An 18,768-nucleotide genomic window follows, 5' to 3' on the forward strand; every position below is an offset into this window, starting at 1 on the left:
CATGATGTGAATATACGTTCATTCGCAGAGAATGACTCTTCACCAGTTATGAACACCAACTCATTGCAGACTCCAGAGAGAGAAATCACCGTGACCGACTACGAAGACATCACCTACGAGGTCGACGGCCCGGCTGCGGTCGTGACGATCAACCGTCCCGCGCGCTACAACGCCTTTCGTGGCAAGACCGTCGAGGAGCTGATCAAGGCCTTCCGCTCGGCGTGGGCCGACGACGCGGTGCAGGCGATCATCCTCACCGGTGCGGGGGAGAAGGCGTTCTGCACCGGAGGCGACGTCAAGCAGCGCGCGGAGACCGGCGACTACGGCCCGACCGAGAGTGGAATGTTCGAGATCGGCAACCTGCACAAGCTGATACGCGACGTCCCCAAGCCCGTCATCGCCGCGGTGAACGGCATCGCTGTCGGCGGCGGCCACGTCCTCCACGTTCTCTGCGACCTCACCATCGCGTCCGAGACCGCGAAGTTCGGCCAGGCCGGTCCCCGAGTCGGCTCCTTCGATGCGGGCTTCGGGTCCGCCTTCCTGGCGCGAGTCGTCGGCGAGAAACGCGCCCGGGAAATCTGGTACCTCTGCCGCCAGTACGACGCGGTCACCGCCGAACGCTGGGGCCTCGTCAACTGGGTGGTTCCCGCCGACCGACTGCTCGACGAGGCCAAGGCCGTCGCCGCGGAGATCGCCGAGAAGAGCCCCACCACCCTGCGTTTCCTGAAGCAGTCGTTCAACGCCGACACCGATCACCAGGCCGGGCTGAGCAACCTCGCGATGTCTGCGCTGGACCTGTTCACGCACTCACCGGAGGGCCTCGAGGGGGCGGCGGCGTTCGCGGAGAAGCGCAAGCCCGATTTCAACAAATACGTGAACGCCTGAGTCCGACAGCACGGGAAGTGGGAAAAAACATGAGCAACAACATCGCAGTGGTCACCGGCGCAGGATCCGGCATCGGCCGGGCCATCGCCCTCGCGCTCGCCGAGCACGGCGACACGGTGGTCGTCGCCGACCTCGACCCGCAGGCCGCGGAGAAGACAGCAGCCGAACGGCCCGACGACCGGCTCATTCCGATGACCGTCGACGTCGCCGACCGGGCGCAGGTCGACGCCCTGCGCGACCGGGTGACGGCCGAGGTAGGCGTCGCGAACGTCCTCGTCAACGCGGCGGGATGGGACCGCACCGATCAGTTTCTCAACGCCACTACCGAATTCGCCGAGAAGGTCGTCGCCATCAACTATCTCGGGCCCGTCCACATGTGCAGTGCGTTCCTTCCCGGCATGGTGGAGGCCGGTAACGGCGGGCGCGTCATCAATCTCGCGAGCGATGCAGGCCGTGTCGGCAGTGCGGGGGAGAGCATCTACGCCGGTGCGAAGGGGGGTGTGATCGCGCTGTCGAAGTCGCTCGCCCGTGAGATGGCCCGGTACGGGATCAACGTCAACTGCGTGTGCCCGGGCCCGACCGACACCCCGCTGTTCCAGGCGCAGGCGGAGAAGCTCAAAGAGGCTCTGGTGAAGGCCATTCCGTTCCGGCGGCTCGCCCGCCCGGAAGAAGTGGCGGCGCCGGTCCTGTTCTTCGCGTCCGAATCCGCATCGTTCATCACGGGCCAGGTGATCAGCGTCAGCGGTGGCCTCACCATGGCCGGCTGACCGGCACCGGGACGGAGGACTCATCATGACGTACACATACGATGCTCACGCCTATCGTCAGTACTTCGAGCACGATTTCACCTATCTGAACGGCTTCCGGCGCAACACCCACCGGTATGCCGATCGACTCGCGATGCAGTCCCCGTCGACCGGTGAGAGCTGGACGTACGCCGAACTCGGCGATCGCGTCGACCGGCTCGCCACCGGGCTTGCCCGCGCCGGCGTCGCTCCGGGCGATGTCGTGGCCTACCAGTTGTTCAACGGTTCCGAATTCGCCCAGCTGTACCTGGCCGGGCAGGCCTGCGGCGCGGTCGGAGCGCCGATGAACTTTCGGCTCGCGTCCGGGGAGACGGCCGTCATCCTCGACGCGAACCGCCCCACGGTGTTCGTCTACGACACCGAGATCGGCGAGATGGTGCGGGATGCCTTGTCGCGCTCCACACACAAGCCCGCGCTCGTCGTTGCCGTCGGACCCGGAGAACCACTGCGGGGAAACGGGTTCGAGGTGATTCGCTTCGACGAACTCGTGGCCGAGTCGGCCTCACCGCCGGACGTGAGTCGCACGGTGTGGGACGAAACCACACGGCTGTTCACGTCCGGAACCACCGGCATGCCCAAGGGTGTTCCGCTGAACAGCATGATCGAGATCTTCAGCGCCCACGACGTGATCATGCACTTCCCGCTGACAGCGGAAGACAAGACACTGAACATGACTCCGTGGTTCCACCGCGGCGGACTGTACTGCGCCGGGCCGAATCCCACGTTCTATCTCGGTGCCTCGCTGGTGGCGCAGCGCAGCTTCGACGCCGAGGTCACCCTCGACTACGTCGAGGAATACAGGCTGACGTTCCTGATCGGTGCCCCGACCAACCTGGCGATGCTCGCTCGCGCACAGGAGGAGAGGCCCCGGGACCTGTCGACACTCAACGGCATCGTGACGATGGGCGCGCCACTCGAACGGGAAGCGGCACTGCACTATCAGAAGGTGCTGAATCCCCGCATCTTCAACGGGTACGGCAGCACCGAAGGATTCTGGAATACTTTCCTCCGGCCCACCGATCTGCCGGAGATGGCCGGGACCGCCGGGCGGGCCTGCATCGACGACGACGTCGCCGTGGTCAGGCTGTTCGACGACCGCCTCGCCGACGCTCACGAGACGGTCGCCAAGGACGGAACCGAGATCGGTGAGATCATCGTCCGCTCACCGAAAGGCGCCAACGCCTACTTCGATGCCCCGGAGCAGGAGAAACGGAAGTTCCGGAACGGCTGGCTCCACATCGGTGATCTGGCCACCTGGGACGACAAGGAGTTCGTGACGATCGTCGGCCGCAAGGACGACATGCTCCTGTCCGGCGGCGAGAACGTCCACCCCGTGCAGATCGAGGAAGCACTGGGCGGGCACCCGTCGGTCACGGATTCGCTGGTGGTCGGGGTTCCCGACGACAAGTGGGGGCAGATCGTCGTTGCCTACGTCGTCACCACCGCACCGGTCCCGTCCGCGGACGATCTGGACGACTTCTGCCGCAGACACCCGATGCTCTCGCAGTTCAAGCGCCCCCGGGCCTACCGTTTCGTGGAGTCACTCCCCGTGTCGGCGACGGGAAAGAAGTTGCACTACAAGGCCACCGACACCGCGCGCCGGGAGTTCGAGAGCGGGGCGTTTGTCGTTCCGAGTGCCCGCGGATCCCACACCGTCAGCTCGTAAAGGACACCGTCATGACCATCGAATTCGAGTCCGAGCACCACCAGTTCCGGGACAGTGTCCGCAGCTTCGTGCGCGAGCGGATCGTCCCGAGGCACGAGCAGTGGGAGAGCGAAAGCTGCCTCGACCCGGCACTGTTCACCGACGCGGGTAAGCAGGGGCTGCTCGGCTTCCCGGTTCCCGAAGCCTACGGCGGCCCCGGCGTCGAGGACTTCCGCTACAACGCGATCGTCGTCGACGAGGTCAATCGGGCGGGTGCCGCCGCCGCGGGCATCGCATTCTCTCTGCAGAACGACGTCGTGCTGCCGTACCTGACGGACATGACGACCGAGGAGCAGAAGGCGCGCTGGCTTCCCGGAACCGTCACCGGTGAGACGATTCTCGGCATCGCGATGACCGAACCGGGCACCGGCAGTGACCTCACCGGGATCCGCACCACGGCAGTGCGCGACGGCGACCATTACGTGGTGAACGGCAGCAAGACGTTCATCTCCAACGGTCAGAACGGCACGCTCTTCGTCGTCGCCGTGCGCATGTCGGCAGACAAGCACAAGGGGTTGTCGCTTCTCGTCGTCGAATCCGACACACCGGGATTCTCCCGGGGCCGCAATCTGGAGAAGATCGGGTTGCACGCCCAGGACACGAGCGAGCTGACGTTCGCCGACATGCGCGTGCCGGTGGCCAACCTCCTCGGCGAGGAGGGGCAGGGTTTCTATCAACTCGTCCACAATCTGCCGCAGGAGCGCCTCTCGCTGTCCGTCGGCGCGGTCGCGGCCGCCGAGGGAGTGCTCGAGCAGACCCTGGAATACGTGAAGGAACGCACCGCCTTCGGAAAGCCGATCGCCGGTTTCCAGAACACCCAGTTCGTTCTCGCGGAACTGGCCACGGAACTCGATCTGGCCCGGACCTATCTCGACGACTGCATCCGGCAGCATGTCCGCGGAGAACTGACCCCGGCCCGTGCGGCGCGGCTCAAGTGGTGGACCACCGAACTGCAGGTTCGCGTGGCCGACCGGTGCCTGCAACTGCACGGCGGGTACGGATACATGCGTGAATATGCGGTGGCGCGTGCGTTCGTGGACGCTCGGATCCAGACGATCTACGGCGGTACCACCGAGATCATGAAGACCATCGTCGCGAAGGATCTCGGGATCTGACGCGGGCCGGACTGCGGTTCCGGCCCCGCGCGGGATACTGTGAATACTCGTTCACCGCAGGTTCTGCCAGCAAGGAGAGGTCATCTGTCATGGCGAAGGACACGTCCGCCCTTCCACTCGACGAAGCCGTCCGCGCCGTCCGTGTCAGCTCGCGGCGACGTCAGGTGCTCGACGCCGCGGTCACGGTGATGCAGCGGACCGGCTTCCACCAGATGTCCATGCAGGTGCTGGCCGACGAGGCACAGGTAAGCGTCGGGCTGATCTACAAGTACTTCGGCGGCAAGGAGGACATCCTCCTCGCCACGATCGTCGACATCCTCGACGCCTTCCGTGATCAGCTCGAGCCCGCGATGGACGCAGCGGGAACCGACCCCGTGGAACGGCTGGTGGCCGGGTTCCGGCGCTATGTCGAGATCGTCGACGAGAATCTGGATGCCGTCGTGCTGACGTATCGGGAGAGCCGGACGCTCGACCAAGATGGGCGTGAGCGGATCAAGGATCTCGAGGTGGCGACTTCCAAGCCGCTCCACGACGCCCTAGATGCCGCGATCGCCGCGGGCATCGCGAGCGATCTCGACGTCGATCTGACGACATTCGACATGATGATGCTCGCGCACGGGTGGGCGCTCAAGCACTGGCATTTCGCGTCCCGCTACACGGTGGACCAATACATCACGGCGCAAACACGATTCATTCTCCGCACCGTGCTGTCGGACCGGAGCATCGCGAAGTACCGACACCTGACGGAGTGACCGCGCCTACGCTGGCCCGATGACCAGATGGCGGTTCGACGGTGAGATCACGGGCCTGGGCACCGGCTCGGGCGTGCGCATCGTCGTCGGGCACTGGTGGCGATCGCCGCTCGGTGAGTTCACGGATGTCATGGTCGAACTCGCCGACGGTCACCGCGTACTCCTCGCCCCGTCGGACGCGGTCCGCGACTTCGTCACCGCGACGTACGTCCTCGACGAGACCGTGATCGCGCCCGTCCGGTGCTCGCGGTCCGGTGCCACTCGAACCGTCGAGGCCGGTGACCTGCGCGTGAGTTTCGAGGTCGGCGCCCGCACCACGCTCGGACGATTGCTGAACCTGATCCCGCGGACCCTCGCTAGTGCACCGTGGTTCTGTGTGGTCAGCGACCCGATTGCCCGTGTCGTTCTCCGCGGTGTGCGTACCCGCGGCACCGCAGGCAACGGGCGCCGGGAGTACTACGGCGCCGTCGATCAGCGGCGAGTGATCGGAATGTCCGCATCCTGGCGCGGCCGGGACCTCGGTGCGCTGCGGCCGGTGGATCCGCCCGTCCGATTCGGGTTCGGTTCGACCCCGCGGACCCCGGCTGCCACGTCGATCGTCACTACGATTGTCGACTAGTCGAAGAGGGTGGGGGCCTCTCCCTGCTGGTCTCGGTCGGCCGGTTCGACCTCGCCGGCCGGGCTCGTCGCCTTGTGCACCACGGACAGGGCCGTCGTCCGAACCGAGAGCCGATGTCCGTCGGGATGCTGCAGCGACGCCATGCCCTTGCTGAGCTCGACTACCAGCCAGGGGCCGGCGTGACCGGACGCCTGCACCAGATCACCCACCTGTATCTGTACGGCTACCACCGCTTCCTCCCAAGGTTTACTGCATCGGCCTGTGCCCAGCGTAGCGACATCGGCGGGTGTCAGCCGAGTGACGGGAACTCGATCGGATCAGACCCGACCGACAGTGGAACGCCTGTCACCAACCGAAGGGGTCACGGTCCGCCCCGGGGACCCACATATTGCCAGGGTCGGTCCACTGACGCCGTTTGATCATCTTGCGGGCGGCGCGTGCGGGCGGCGCGGTGATTGCCTCCGACGAGCCGGTCGAGGTAGAGGTGCCCGGCGAGATGATCGGTTTCGTGCTGCAGGCAGCGGGCCAGATAGCCGGTGCCCTCGACGGAGATCGGGTTGTTGTCGATGTCCACGCCGACCACTCGTGCCCAGTCGGCTCGGCCCGTAGGGTAGCGCTCGCCCGGAACGGAGAGGCATCCTTCGAGTTCGTCCGGGTCGGGCATGGTCTCGGGCAGCGGCGAAGTCTCGAGTGTCGGATTGATGACGTGCCCTCGGTGTCGCCGGGTGTCGTCGATCAGGTCGTACACGAAGATCGCCCTCGGGTCTCCGACTTGGTTGGCGGCCAGACCGGCTCCGTGAGCTGCAGTTCGACCACCAGCTCGATCGCCGATGGCCCGACCAGAGTACTGCCGACGATCTCATCGTCGCCCACGCCAAGATGCGCATCCAGACCGAGATCGCCTGGCACAAGAAAGTCCTCGCCGACATCGACAAGCTGGAGGCACGGTGATCCGCGGGGAGTAGGCGCCGGTCAGCGGCGGCTGCCGGAACGGAGTCGGCGGGCGTGCCGTCGGCGGTCGGCTTCGGTCATCCCGCCCCAGATTCCGTACGGTTCGTCCTCGGCCAGGGCGTGGTCGCGGCACTGGGCGAGTACGGGACAGTCCTGGCAGATCTGCTGGGCGTTCGCTTCGCGGCGGGCGCGGGCATGACCGCGTTCGCCGTCGGGGGAGAAGAACACCGACGATGCGACTCCGCGGCATGAGGCCAGCTCGCGCCAGTCCTCGGGGTGGGGCGCGGCCGCGTGGGCCGGTGTTCGTGACGTTTCTGCCAACAGCACTGCGGTCCTTCCGTTCCCGGCGCGTGGAACAGAACCACGTGTCGGGAAACAGATATCGATGTTCTTCGTGTGAGCGTCGGTATCGGTTACGAGCGTTCCCTTTAACAAACCGGACGGCCTGTTTAAAGGTATACCGGACGACCGCACGCCTGCGCCACTGGGTCGGATGTCCAGTAGTGCGGCGGTGCATCGACGTGCTTACGGATGGATTGACGAGCGTGTCGGGAGTGGCTTCCGCGGTCGTTAACGTTGCACGGCGGAGTCGAGGAGTGGAACCAACTGTCCCAGTGCCCAATCGAGGCTGGGCGGTGAGGGGAGGGCGATGGACTGTGCCAGCGTCGGTGCCAGCGGCACGTATGCGCCGCGCTCGACGGCGCCGAGCGATTGGAATGCCGGCTGCTGTTCCAGACTCTCCAATGCGCCGTTGGAACTCATTGCCAGGATGAGATCGGCATCGGTGTCGGCGAGTAGTTCAGTGCTGATCTGGGCACGCCCGGGGATGTTGCTGACAGGTTGTGCCGTGGCGAACGGGGTCAGCGTCAACCCCGGTTGGTCGAGGAACTTCGCTCCGGCGTCGTCGGTCCAATTGACGACGTAGGGAATGGCGCGACCAGGCCGGTCATGGACGGGTCGCGACGACGAGTGCCGCCATTGCCCTCAGCCCTTCGTGCGTGGGGTGCAGGGGCATCGTGAACGATCGGGGGACGAGGCCTTCGAACCACCGGAGATCGGATCCGGCGCATGCATCGTGCCCTACCGCGGCGGCGGCCACGTCGACGAAGTACGCGCCGTTACTCCGTGCCGCGTCGGCGAGAACGCTGTTCATTCTCACGAAGAACTGCACCACGAAGGCGGCGTCGGCATCGCTGGTGGGGATGTTGGGCCAGCAACCGCGGTCGCCGAAGATGCCGCCGTGCCCCACCAGGAGCACGGTCGCAGCGGGGGCCTTCTCGGTGATCGCAGCCAGGGTGGCGGACACCTTCGGGCTGAGCACGGTGAGAGCGTCGTTCATGCGCCGGGCCGTGGTGGCGTCGGAGCGACAGTTCGCGTCGAGCCCCGGGGCGAGCGTGTAGCAGGGCTCCACCAACGACGACCACGCGATGTCGTTTCCCCCGATGCTGACGGTGACGAGCGTCGTGTCCGGCTGGAGTGCCCCGATCTGCGGTGGTTGAGGTCCGGTGATGGTGAATTGTGGTTTCTCCGTGATGTTTTCGGTCTTTGCTGCCGCGCACGCCCTGCTGACGTACGATTCCGCGCGCAGGGTGTCGGCGACGATCTGCGGGTACGCGTCGGCTGTGCGGAAGCACCCGTCTCGGATCGACAACGGATCGTGTAGCGACCCGGTGGCTCGCGAATCACCCAACGCGACGTACCGGATGGCGGAGTCGGGCGCGGCGTCGGCCACCGCGAGATGCGCCCACGGGAGTGCGAGCGCCACCACGCACCCGGCGAGGATCGACGACAGAGTCGACTTCACGGGAGGGCTTCGAGGACGACCGGATGGTGTGGGGCCGGCGCGTTTTTCGTCATCACTCATCTTATTTCCGCGCACCGGATATCGCCTGGCTTCGACGGACTCGGAGGAAATTCGACCTACCGACGTAACTCAGATACTGCTAGTCTCCGAAATATGAGCATCTTCGGCGGCCGGAACTATCCCGTGATCGACCTGGACGGCGCTGTCGTCGTCGTGACAGGGGGAGGGCGGGGCATCGGTCGCGCCACCGCCGAACTGTTCGCGGCCAGGGGCGCGACCGTGTGCATCGGTGACCTCGATCGCGCGGTCGCCGACGAGGCCGCGGCCGAGATCGGCGCCCGCGCGTACACCGTGGATGTCGCCTCCGCGGAGTCGTGGCGGCGGTTCGTCGATGCGGTGCTGGCGGACTGCGACCGCATCGACGTGCTGATCAACAACGCCGGCGTCATGCCGCTCGGCGGCTTCCTCGAGGAATCCGACGCGACCAGCCGGATGACCATGAACGTCAACGTGTGGGGTCCGCTGCACGGGATGCGAATGGTGTTGCCCGGCATGGTCGAGCGCGGGAGTGGGCACATTGTCAACGTCGCCTCCATGGCCGGCAAGCTGCCCGTGCCCGGCATGGCCGTCTACAACGCCAGCAAGTTCGGGGCGGTGGGGCTCTCCGCCTCCGTCCGGGCGGAGTTCGCTCCCGCCGGCGTCAGTGTGAGCACCGTACTCCCCAGCGCGGTGCGCACCGGACTGTCGTCGGGTGTGCCGCTGGGCGGCGGGATGCCGACCGTCGACCCGGAGGACGTCGCGGACGCCATCGTCCGGACGCTGGACCATCGTCGCGCCGAAACCGCCGTGCCCGGGTACCTCGCCGGGTGGGATCTGATCGACGCCGTGGTCCCGGAGCGTCTCCTCGATCTCGGCCGCCGTCTGATCGACGACCGGCGGGCGCTCACTGCCGTCGACCCCGTCGGGCGCGCCGACTACGACCGCCGGCTCGCCCGTCAGTCGCGGACGCCGTAGCGCTACGCCATCAGCGGTGCCAGCCGCTCCGCATGCTCCCGCAGCGACGGGACGTGGCGCAGCATGAGGTGTTCGTGATCGACATGTCCCGACAGTGCCAGACTGCCGACGAGGGCCCCCGTTCCGGACCGGACGGGGACGGCCACGCAGGCCGACGCGTCCTGGAGTTCCGCGAGTTGGGTGGCGAAGCCCTGGCTCCGGATCAGGTCCAGATTCGCGAGCAGCTCGCTCCTTACGACGATGGTGCGGGCCGTCAGCGCCCGTGGCTCCCAACGGGGAATCACGGATTCGAGTTCCGACTTCTCCGCGAGAAGGAGCTTGCCGACCGCACACGCGTAGAGGTGTTGGTTGAGAAACGACTCGTCCTCCGGCGGCGGGTATTCGGGGTCCGCGTCGGCCGTGCGGACGGCGACGTTGGTGTAGAAGAACAGGTGGACCCCGAAGCGCACCGACAGTCGCAGTTCGGCAAGAACCTCACGCGCCGCCGCACATACCGTGGGCACGACGGCCGCGTCGACGAGGATCCCGATCTTCTGGCCCAGCGCGAACCCGGACAGGTCGGGGAGCCGCACCACATAACCTTCGCCCACGAGGATGTTGAGCAGGCGGTACGTCGTCGCCGACGGCATCGACAGGCGGGCCGCGATGTCTTTCGCTGTGACACCCGAGCCGGCCCGGGCCACCTCCTCGAGCACCCGCAGGGCGCTGGTGACGGCCTTCGGCTGACGCCCCGACAGGGCTCGGTCGTCCGCGCTCACCGGCGGACCTCCCACGGTCGGTACCGGCCGAGCAGGTCTTCGGCCACGGCCTCGTCGTACACACCCATCCGTTCTCCGATTCCGGGGGATCGCCTCGCGCGGATCGCGAAGACCGCGGCGCCGACAAGCATCAGAAGCACGTAGACGGCGGTCGCCGCGCCCGCGACATACGTCCGCGAGAACGCCGCCCACCCGACCAGTGCGACCATCGCCGTCGCCGTCAGCACGCCGACGATCACGGGAAGTCGAGTCAGTTCGCCGATCCGCCGGAGGAACGCCGGCGTCGCGACGCACAGCAGGACGTACGCTAGGACGTAGCCGTGGGCGGACACGGCGAGGAGTCCGATCAGGACGTCGCGGCTCGAACCGCTGACGAACAGATAGAGGACGGGCACCGCGACGACGACCGGCATCGCGGCCGTCAACGCCACATGCGGAGTGTGGAACCGGTGGTGCGTCCGGCCGAACACACGCGGAACCACCCCTTCGCGGCCCATCGCGAACAGGGTGCGCGACAGCGCCGTCGTCGAACCGAGGACGCACGCGAACCAGGAGGCGGTGATGCCGAGTTCCATGACGATCGACAGCGCCGACGAACCTGCGCCGGACGTGTCGGGCAACGTGAGGACGATCGGCAGCGAGTCGACTCCCTGCCGCACCGGCTCCGGCAACTGCAGGGCGGCCGCGAACACGTACAGAACGCCCAGCGCGACGGGGGTCCACCGGATGGCGCGCGGGACGGCGACGAACGGGTTGCGGGCCTCCCGCGCCACCGTGCCCGCGCTCTCGAATCCGACGAACGACGTGATCGCGAGCAGTACGGCGAACCCGACCGCGGATCCTGACTTCGCGCCGCCCGCGGACGGGGTCGCGCCCTCGCGGACCGATTGCACGAACGCGACCACCAGCGCGGCGGAGGCGGCCACGATCGCGAAGACCTCGATGGCGAGCATGATCCGCGCCGACAATTGCACGCCCCGGACCATGAGGAGAAGGGCGAGCAGTCCGACGATCGCCGCGAGGACCGCGATGAGGGGCGACCCCGCCGGAAGCCCGACTCGGCCGAGCAGCGCGGCGAGGTAACTCGCGGCACCGAGTGTGCTCGCCATGGCGGCGGCCGCGTAGCCGACGAGCAGCGACCAGCCCCCGCCGAAGCCGGGCACCGCCCCGAGTCCCTTCACGATGTAGCTGTAGAGACCACTGACGGCCACCATCCGGGTGGCGAACTGTCCGATGCAGTAGCCGACCGCCGTCATCAGAATCGCCGCCGCGACGAACACCGCGATGGTCGCCCGGCCCGCGTCGGGTATGACGAGAGCAGGCAGCGTGACCATCACGGCCGACGGTGCGACCGCGGAAACGGACTGCCCGAGCACCTGGACGAAACTCAGACGCGCCCGCTCGAGACCGGCGACCGGTGATCTACTTCTGATTCTCGGTGTACCGGACACCACGCACCTGCTCTCCACACTTTCCGGCCGGCCCCGCGCGAGTGATCAACCCGGGGCTGCATGAGTTGCACGCTAGCGCAGGAGACGAGCGCGATGCGCCGATCGGAATTAATTTTCGATCACCTCGAATGAGAATGGCCGGAGAATGCGTTCCCGATTCCGGAGCCTGCGTCGGCGCACACGGCGGATCAGCTGCACCGAACCGAAAAGCCGGAATGAGAATCGGCGCCATCGTGGCCGGAAAAGTCGAATGAGAATGCCGCAGTCGCTGATTCCCATCCGGAATTAGTAGTGACCGGCGACACATTCGGGGTTTATCGTGGGTTCAGGCCGCAGCACGACGAGGCGAAATCTTCCGCCAAAAGTGCTCTGCAGAAGCCGGATTCATTCACAGATTCATTCACTCCATCGAAGAGGACATGATGACTGCAGTCGTTCACACCCCCGCCGGACTCGACCCCCTGGTCGTCGACTTCGTTTCGTCGCCGAAGCGCATGTTCGTCGACGGCCGATGGGTGGACTCCGCGTCGGGAAGGACGTTCGAGACGGTCGATCCCGCCACCGGACAGGTGATCACGACAGTGCCGCACGCCGGAATCGAAGACGTGGACCGGGCGGTAGCGGCGGCCCGGCGGGCCTTCGAGTCCGGGCCGTGGCGCTCGCTCACCCCCGCGGAACGTCAGCGGATCCTCTGGAAGATCGGCGAGGGGATTCTGGCCCGGGCCGATCAGTTCGCGCAGCTCGAGTCGATCGACAACGGCAAGTCCGTGGCGGTGGCGAAGGCCGTCGACGTGACGTGGGCGGCGGAGATCTTCTTCTACTACGCCGGCTGGGCCACCAAGATCGAAGGCCGCACCATCCCCGTGTCGGTGCCGTGGGCGCCCGGAGCCCGATTCCACGCGTTCACCACCCGTGAACCGGTCGGTGTGTGCGCACAGATCATCCCGTGGAACTTCCCGCTGGTGATGGCCGCGTTCAAGGTGGCACCCGCGCTGACCTGCTCGAACACCATGATCCTCAAGCCTGCCGAACAGACACCGCTCACCGCGCTGCTCCTCGCCCAGGTGATCGCCGAGGCCGGCGTCCCCGACGGCGTGTTCAACGTGCTCACCGGTTTCGGCGACATCGGCGCGGCGCTGTCGAGCCACGACGACGTCGACAAGGTCGCGTTCACCGGTTCGACCGAGGTCGGAAAGAAGATCGTCAATGCCGCGTCGGGGAACTTGAAGAAGGTGTCCCTCGAACTCGGTGGCAAGAGCCCGCAGGTGGTCTTCTCCGACGCCGACCTCGAGGCTGCGATCCCAGGCGTGGCAAGCGGGTTCCTGTTCAACCACGGCCAGGCCTGCACGGCCGGAACGCGTCTGCTCGTCGAAGACCGGATCTTCGACGAATTCACGTCCGGTGTAGCCGATTTCGCGAAGTCGCAGAAGATCGGACCCGGACTCGACCCCACCAACGACATCGGCCCGCTGATCTCCGAGGAACAGTTGGGCAAGGTCACCGGATACATCGACGCCGGACTCGCCGACGGTGCCCGCGCGCTCTCCGGTGGGCAGCGGCACGGCGACACCGGCTTCTACGTGGAGCCCACCCTGCTGGTCGACGTGAACCGTGACTCCAGCGTGTACCAGGAGGAGATCTTCGGCCCCGTCGCGGTGGCGGTGCCGTTCAACCGGGAAGACGGCGTCCGCGCGGCCGCCAACGACACCCCCTACGGCCTCGCCGCCAGCGTGTGGACCCGGGACGTGTCCCGCGCCCATGAGGTGGCCGCCGAGATCAAGGCGGGCACGGTGTGGGTGAACTGCCACAATGCCTTCGACACGGCGCTTCCGTTCGGCGGCTACAAGCAGTCCGGGTGGGGACGCGAACTCGGTGAAGGTGCCATCGCCGAGTACACCCAGAGCAAGTCCGTCAACATCGCCCTCTAGATATCTCGACCGGACCCGAATGAGAATCGTCCTGCGTGCGTTCTCATTTGCTGTCGACGGACTGTGACGCTTCGGCAACTGCGCCGACAACCCGCAGTCGCATGCTCGTCCCAGAGCTCACCGCGGAGCATCCACGCAGACCCTCTCCTCGTGAAAGTCGAAGGAAACCATGACAACCAACGCCCCCACGCACTCGAGTGCGGTCAGCGACGGCACCCCTCGCAGACTGGCAGGCACTCTCGGTCCGGGTGCCATCGTGTTCATGGTCGTCGCAGCGGCGGCCCCGTTGACCGTGATCGCCGGAACCGTCCCTCTGGGCATCGCAGCGGGCAACGGCGCCGCCTACCCCGCGTCCTACATCGTCTGCACGGTGGTACTGCTGTTCTTCGCCGTCGGATTCACGGCGATGGCCAAGCACCTCCCCGGCGCCGGCGCGTTCTACACCTACATCACACAGGGCCTGGGCCGGCATGCCGGTCTCGGCTCCGCATTCCTCGCGCTGCTGTCCTACACGGCAGTCCAGGGCGCGGTGTACGGATACATCGGAGCCGCCGTCAACGATTTCGTCACCGCTCACGGCGGCCCCGAACTTCCCTGGTACGTGTGGGCCCTGGCCGTGACGGCCGTGGTCGCGATCCTCGGATACCGGCACATCGACCTGTCCGGCAAGGTGCTCGGCGTACTGCTCGTCTGCGAGGTCGGGATCGTCCTCGTCATCGACGCCGCCGTCATCGTCCGGGGCGGCGGCGGCGGCGAGGGATTCTCGACGGCGGCGTTCCACCCCGCCGAGTTCTTCTCCGGAGCACCCGGCATCGCACTGATCTTCGCCATCGCCGGGTACATCGGCTTCGAGGCGACCGCCGTCTTCCGGGACGAGGCCCGCGACCCGGGCCGCACCATTCCCCGGGCCACCTACCTGGCGTTGCTGGTGATCGGCGGCTTCTACGCACTGTCGAGCTGGGCGATGGTCAGCGCGTGGGGCGACGAAGGTGCCGTGGCCGTCGCGACCGAGAATCCGGAAGGGATGATCACCGAGACCGCCACCCGCTACGTGGGTGCGATCGCCGGCGACCTCGTCCAGATCTTCCTGATCACGAGCCTGTTCGCCGCCCTGCTGTCCTTCCACAACGTGCTCTCCCGGTACATCTTCTCCCTCGGGAACAGTGCGGCCCTGCCGGCGGGATGCGGCCGCTCGCACGTCAAGCACGCGTCGCCGTACATCGCGTCGGTCGTGCAGACGGCGTCGGCTCTCGTCCTGATCGTCGCGTCCGCCGTTGCCGGACTCGATCCGGTGACCGAGGTGTTCGCGTGGTTCGCCGGTGTGTCCTCGGTCGGCATCGTCGCACTGATGACCCTGACCTCCGTCGCCGTCCTCGTCTACTTCGGCCGGACCCGGGTGGACCGGCGGGTGTGGAACACCGTGATCGCACCACTGCTCGGGCTCGTCGGCCTGGCCGGGCTTCTGATCATGACCGTCGCCAACCTTCCCCTTCTCGTCGGCGGGTCGAGCACTCTCGCCGCCGTCATCGGGGTCCTGCTCATAGGAACGTTCGCCGGTGGAGCGGCCGTCGCCGTGCTCCGACCCCACGCCGCACGCCACGACACCGCTCTACCGCAGCACGACACGAACGACACCATCATCGACAAGGAGATCGCACGATGAGTACCGCCACCACCGAGACCCCGGCCGCCATCGGTTCCGCCACCCCGGACCATCCGCTCACTCCGTTGTCGGCGGACGAGATCCGGTCGGCGAAAGCGCTCCTCACCGACGAGGGACTGATCGGCGAGCACGTGCGCTTCGTCTTCGTCGCACTCGCCGAGCCGCACAAGTCCACGGTCCTCGCGTTCACACCGGGCGACCCGATCGAGCGACGCGCCCGGATCCTGCTGCTCGATCGCTCCACCGGCATCGGCACCGACCTCGTCGTGTCGGTGACGGAGAACCGCGTGATCAGCTCGACCACCGTCGATTCCGCCACCGACGGCCACGTGCCGATCCTCGACGAGGAGTTCGAGGACATCGAGGCGTTCCTGCTCGGCAGCTCCGACTGGCTCGCGGCGATGGCCAAGCGCGGCATCGAACCGTCGAAGGTCCGGGCGGTTCCCCTGTCGGCCGGCGTGTTCGGTCACGAGGACGAGGTCGGGCACCGCATCGTCCGCGTCCTCGCCTTCCACCAGGAGGACAAGGCGGACCTGCCGTGGGCGCACCCCATCGACGGGGTCGTGGCGTACGTCGACCTCACCGAGCGTCGCGTCGTGAAGGTGGTCGACGAGATCGAGCTTCCCGTCCCAGCCGAGCGCGGCGAATGGAACGCCGAACCGCACGCCACACCCACCCGCACCGACCTCAAACCCATCGAGATCACTCAACCCGAAGGTGCCAGCTTCTCCGTCGACGGCAACGAGATCACCTGGGCCGACTGGAAGTTCCGCTTCGGTTTCGATGTGCGCGAGGGCTTGACGCTGCACCAGCTCTCGTTCGACGACGGGGGAGTGGAACGTCCCGTGATCTATCGTGCCTCGATCGCCGAGATGGTGGTTCCCTACGCCGATCCGTCCCCGGTTCGATACTGGCAGAACTACTTCGATCAGGGCGAGTACCTGTTCGGCCGGTACACCAACTCGCTCGAACTCGGCTGCGACTGTCTCGGTGAGATCCAGTACTTCGACGTCACGATCGCCGACGAGTCCGGTGACCCGCGCGTCATGAAGAACGCGATCTGCCTCCACGAGGAGGATTACGGCGTCCTGTGGAAGCACACGGACATGTTCAACGGCATGACCGAGACCCGCCGCTCGCGCCGCCTCGTCATCTCGTTCTTCCTCACCATCGGTAACTACGACTACGGGTTCTACTGGTACCTCTACCTCGACGGCACCATCGAACTCGAGGCAAAGGCCACCGGAATCGTCTTCACCTCCGCCTACCGCGGTGCCGACGGATTCTCCACACAGATGGCACCCGGCCTCGGCGCCCCGTTCCACCAGCACCTCTTCTCCGCCCGGCTCGACATGGCCGTCGACGGCAATGTGAACACCGTCGAGGAAGTGGATGCCGTGCCCGTCCCGATGGGCCCGGAGAACCCGTGGGGCAATGCCTTCCGCTGCCAGAAAACCAAGCTGACCACCGAATCCGAGGGGCAACGCACCGCCGACAACCTCAAGGCCCGGGTCTGGCACATCACCAATCCCACCAGGCAGAACCGGCTCGGTCAGGACGTCGGGTACGCGCTGCACCCCGAAGGTCAGCCGGTGCTCCTGGCCGACCCGTCCAGTTCGATCGCCTCCCGTGCCGCGTTCGCGACCAAACACCTGTGGGTCACGCAATACGACGAGTCCGAGCGTTATCCCGCAGGCGACTTCGTCAACCAGCACCCGGGCCAGGCCGGTCTGCCGACGTTCGTGGCGGGCAACCGGGACATCGAGGGGCAAGACCTGGTGCTGTGGCACACGTTCGGGCTGACGCACTTCCCCCGGCCCGAGGACTGGCCGGTCATGCCGGTCGACTATGCCGGGTTCACGCTGAAGCCGGTCGGATTCTTCGACCGCAACCCCGCGCTCGACGTGCCGGCGAGCACCGTGAAGCACTGCTGCGAAGGCTAGAAGTCGTGTCCGCCGTCTTTTCTCCGATCGCCCGCCGCACCAGCCACTGGTTGCGGCGGGCGGCCGCGGCCCTCGCGGTCGCCGCGGCCGGGCTCCACGCCGCGTCGTTCGGTGAGCATGCGACGTCGTCGCCGCTGGTCGCCCTGGTGACCGTTGCGATGACCTTCGGATGCCTGTACTGCGCACGGCACCTGTGGATGCGTGGTTCGCACCGGGATTGGGGTCTCGTCGCGCTGATGAACGTCGGCATGATCGCGTTGCACGTCACCGTGATGAGTCCCGGTTCCGGTGGCGGCGGCCACCACGGGCACGCGATGCATGCGGGGGCGTCGGCTCCGATGGGTCATTCGATGTCGACTCCGATGGTGGCGGCGCTCGCGACGGCCGCACTCGAAGCGGTCGTCGCCGTGACGGTGCTGTTCTACCAGACTCGGCTCGACGCCCGAGACGTCCCGGCCTGACGAAGAGCGTCAGTGTTCGGCTGGCGCAAGATGATTCGCTACCAACGCGAGAATGTCGTCCGCGTGACTGACGGCAATGAAATGACCACCACCACTGATCGGGTGCCAGACGGCGCCCGGGGTCTTGTCCGCTACCGTCTTGTTGATGATCTCAGGCACCAGGGTGTCGGCGCTTCCCTGCCAGAAGTGCACGGGGCGCGTCACTTTCGTCACGTCGAACGGCCAGGCCTTGTACAGCATCGTGGCGTCGGCGACGAGTCCGTCCGCGCCATGTCGAAAGCATTCGCGCCCTGCCCTCAGAAACGCGCCGAGGACCTTCTCGTCAGCCAGCACCTCCCGATCCGCGGTGCACGCCGACTGTGTGATCGCCTTCGCGTAACGATCCGCGAAATGTGTGGCACCGATACCGAGCACGTCGTACATGAGTGTGAAACCGGGATGGAAGTGAAGCGCCAGGCGGCCGCCCAGCGCGTCGACGCTACTGAGATACTTCGCGGCCCAGTTCGATCCGAACGTTCCGTAATTGCCACCGGCGATGCACACGACATCGACCAGGCGCGCGGGTTCCAGATACGCGGCGGCCGCCAGGGCCCACGGTCCACCCTCGGACCAGCCGGTTACCGCGAATCGCTGTGCGCCGAAGGAGTCGGCCAGCAGCAGGAGGTCATCGGTCCAGCCTTCGAAGGTGCGGCCCGGCTGAAGGTCTGACCCGCCCATGCCGGGCCGGTCCGCGCACACGAATCTCAGTCCGTTGGCCTTCGCATACGGGTCGAACAGTTCGGCCTCCAGTCGGCTCGAGGGTCCCCCGTGGTTGTGCAGCACGAGTGGCCCGCCCGGGTCACCGGCTTCGAGATACGTGATGGTCCGGTCGCCGACCCGGATACTTCCCTCTCGCGTCACGTGGACTCCTCAC

The 18,768-nt window shown here is 66.7% G+C and carries 18 protein-coding genes and 2 pseudogenes; 12 read left to right on the forward strand and 8 right to left on the reverse strand.

The features are described from left to right. Window positions 1–90 precede the first annotated feature (90 nt). The 6 genes from GO592_RS01350 to GO592_RS01375 all read left to right on the forward strand — a co-directional run bounded on the left by GO592_RS01350 (window position 91) and on the right by GO592_RS01375 (window position 5,882). Window positions 91–885, forward strand: a complete 795-nt coding sequence (locus GO592_RS01350) for an enoyl-CoA hydratase-related protein (RefSeq protein WP_007301580.1) — start codon at window positions 91–93, stop codon at window positions 883–885. Between the two features lie 29 nt (window positions 886–914). After that, window positions 915–1,652: an SDR family NAD(P)-dependent oxidoreductase gene (locus GO592_RS01355; RefSeq protein ID WP_007301579.1), complete on the forward strand. Its 738-nt coding sequence runs from the start codon at window positions 915–917 to the stop codon at window positions 1,650–1,652. A gap of 25 nt (window positions 1,653–1,677) precedes the next feature. After that, the gene (locus GO592_RS01360) at window positions 1,678–3,357 is read left to right on the forward strand and encodes a class I adenylate-forming enzyme family protein (protein WP_007301578.1); all 1,680 of its coding nucleotides are present in this window, start codon (window positions 1,678–1,680) and stop codon (window positions 3,355–3,357) included. 11 nt (window positions 3,358–3,368) lie between these two features. Next, window positions 3,369–4,511, forward strand: a complete 1,143-nt coding sequence (locus tag GO592_RS01365; RefSeq protein ID WP_007301577.1) for an acyl-CoA dehydrogenase family protein — start codon at window positions 3,369–3,371, stop codon at window positions 4,509–4,511. Between the two features lie 89 nt (window positions 4,512–4,600). Next, a complete protein-coding gene (locus GO592_RS01370; RefSeq protein WP_007301576.1) occupies window positions 4,601–5,263 on the forward strand; it encodes a TetR/AcrR family transcriptional regulator in 663 nt (220 codons plus the stop codon). A 19-nt stretch (window positions 5,264–5,282) separates the two neighbouring features. Next, window positions 5,283–5,882, forward strand: a complete 600-nt coding sequence (locus GO592_RS01375) for a hypothetical protein (protein ID WP_007301575.1) — start codon at window positions 5,283–5,285, stop codon at window positions 5,880–5,882. Here the strand turns inward: GO592_RS01375 and GO592_RS01380 are convergent. Beyond that, the gene (locus tag GO592_RS01380) at window positions 5,879–6,112 is read right to left on the reverse strand and encodes a hypothetical protein (protein ID WP_007301574.1); all 234 of its coding nucleotides are present in this window, start codon (window positions 6,110–6,112) and stop codon (window positions 5,879–5,881) included. The genes GO592_RS01375 and GO592_RS01380 overlap by 4 nt on opposite strands. A gap of 115 nt (window positions 6,113–6,227) precedes the next feature. Further along, window positions 6,228–6,687, reverse strand: a pseudogene (locus GO592_RS01385) (peptide deformylase); the annotation flags it as partial. Between GO592_RS01385 and GO592_RS46225 the strand changes: the two are divergent. Beyond that, window positions 6,675–6,833 (forward strand): annotated as a pseudogene (locus GO592_RS46225) (PadR family transcriptional regulator); the annotation flags it as partial. The pseudogenes GO592_RS01385 and GO592_RS46225 overlap by 13 nt on opposite strands. 21 nt (window positions 6,834–6,854) lie before the next feature. Here GO592_RS46225 and GO592_RS01390 read toward each other — a convergent pair. The 3 genes from GO592_RS01390 to GO592_RS01400 all read right to left on the reverse strand — a co-directional run bounded on the left by GO592_RS01390 (window position 6,855) and on the right by GO592_RS01400 (window position 8,637). Further along, on the reverse strand, window positions 6,855–7,160 hold the full coding sequence (locus tag GO592_RS01390; RefSeq protein WP_007301571.1) for a WhiB family transcriptional regulator: 306 nt from the start codon (window positions 7,158–7,160) through the stop codon (window positions 6,855–6,857). A gap of 243 nt (window positions 7,161–7,403) precedes the next feature. Continuing rightward, complete coding sequence (locus GO592_RS01395) at window positions 7,404–7,703, reverse strand: hypothetical protein (RefSeq protein WP_007301570.1); 300 nt, start codon at window positions 7,701–7,703, stop codon at window positions 7,404–7,406. 76 nt (window positions 7,704–7,779) lie between these two features. Then, window positions 7,780–8,637 (reverse strand): SGNH/GDSL hydrolase family protein, encoded by an 858-nt coding sequence (locus GO592_RS01400; RefSeq protein ID WP_007301569.1) that lies wholly within the window; start codon window positions 8,635–8,637, stop codon window positions 7,780–7,782. 153 nt (window positions 8,638–8,790) lie between these two features. Between GO592_RS01400 and GO592_RS01405 the strand changes: the two genes are divergently transcribed. Beyond that, on the forward strand, window positions 8,791–9,651 hold the full coding sequence (locus GO592_RS01405; protein ID WP_007301568.1) for an SDR family oxidoreductase: 861 nt from the start codon (window positions 8,791–8,793) through the stop codon (window positions 9,649–9,651). Window positions 9,652–9,653: 2 nt separating this feature from the next. Here GO592_RS01405 and GO592_RS01410 read toward each other — a convergent pair whose 3' ends face one another. Further along, window positions 9,654–10,409 carry an IclR family transcriptional regulator gene (locus GO592_RS01410; RefSeq protein ID WP_005260968.1) on the reverse strand — a complete coding sequence of 252 codons (756 nt, stop codon included), beginning with the start codon at window positions 10,407–10,409 and terminating at the stop codon, window positions 9,654–9,656. Continuing rightward, window positions 10,406–11,860, reverse strand: coding sequence for an APC family permease (locus GO592_RS01415; RefSeq protein WP_172651640.1), 1,455 nt, complete (start codon window positions 11,858–11,860; stop codon window positions 10,406–10,408). Before GO592_RS01415 ends, GO592_RS01410 begins: the two co-directional genes overlap by 4 nt. A gap of 422 nt (window positions 11,861–12,282) precedes the next feature. Between GO592_RS01415 and GO592_RS01420 the strand changes: the two genes are divergently transcribed. From GO592_RS01420 to GO592_RS01435, 4 genes are all read left to right on the forward strand, one after another. Continuing rightward, window positions 12,283–13,788 carry an aldehyde dehydrogenase family protein gene (locus tag GO592_RS01420; protein WP_007301566.1) on the forward strand — a complete coding sequence of 502 codons (1,506 nt, stop codon included), beginning with the start codon at window positions 12,283–12,285 and terminating at the stop codon, window positions 13,786–13,788. A gap of 169 nt (window positions 13,789–13,957) precedes the next feature. Beyond that, on the forward strand, window positions 13,958–15,451 hold the full coding sequence (locus tag GO592_RS01425; RefSeq protein WP_007301565.1) for an APC family permease: 1,494 nt from the start codon (window positions 13,958–13,960) through the stop codon (window positions 15,449–15,451). Continuing rightward, window positions 15,448–17,394: a primary-amine oxidase gene (locus GO592_RS01430; RefSeq protein WP_007301564.1), complete on the forward strand. Its 1,947-nt coding sequence runs from the start codon at window positions 15,448–15,450 to the stop codon at window positions 17,392–17,394. The genes GO592_RS01425 and GO592_RS01430 overlap by 4 nt, the downstream gene beginning before the upstream one ends. Window positions 17,395–17,399: 5 nt before the next feature. After that, complete coding sequence (locus GO592_RS01435) at window positions 17,400–17,855, forward strand: hypothetical protein (RefSeq protein WP_007301563.1); 456 nt, start codon at window positions 17,400–17,402, stop codon at window positions 17,853–17,855. Between the two features lie 9 nt (window positions 17,856–17,864). On the opposite strand, the gene GO592_RS01440 is transcribed toward GO592_RS01435, so the two are convergent. Next, window positions 17,865–18,755, reverse strand: coding sequence for an alpha/beta fold hydrolase (locus GO592_RS01440; RefSeq protein WP_007301562.1), 891 nt, complete (start codon window positions 18,753–18,755; stop codon window positions 17,865–17,867). Between the last annotated feature and the right edge of the window lie 13 nt (window positions 18,756–18,768).

Source organism: Rhodococcus sp. 21391 (assembly GCF_016772255.1).
Lineage (GTDB): Bacteria > Actinomycetota > Actinomycetes > Mycobacteriales > Mycobacteriaceae > Rhodococcus_F > Rhodococcus_F opacus.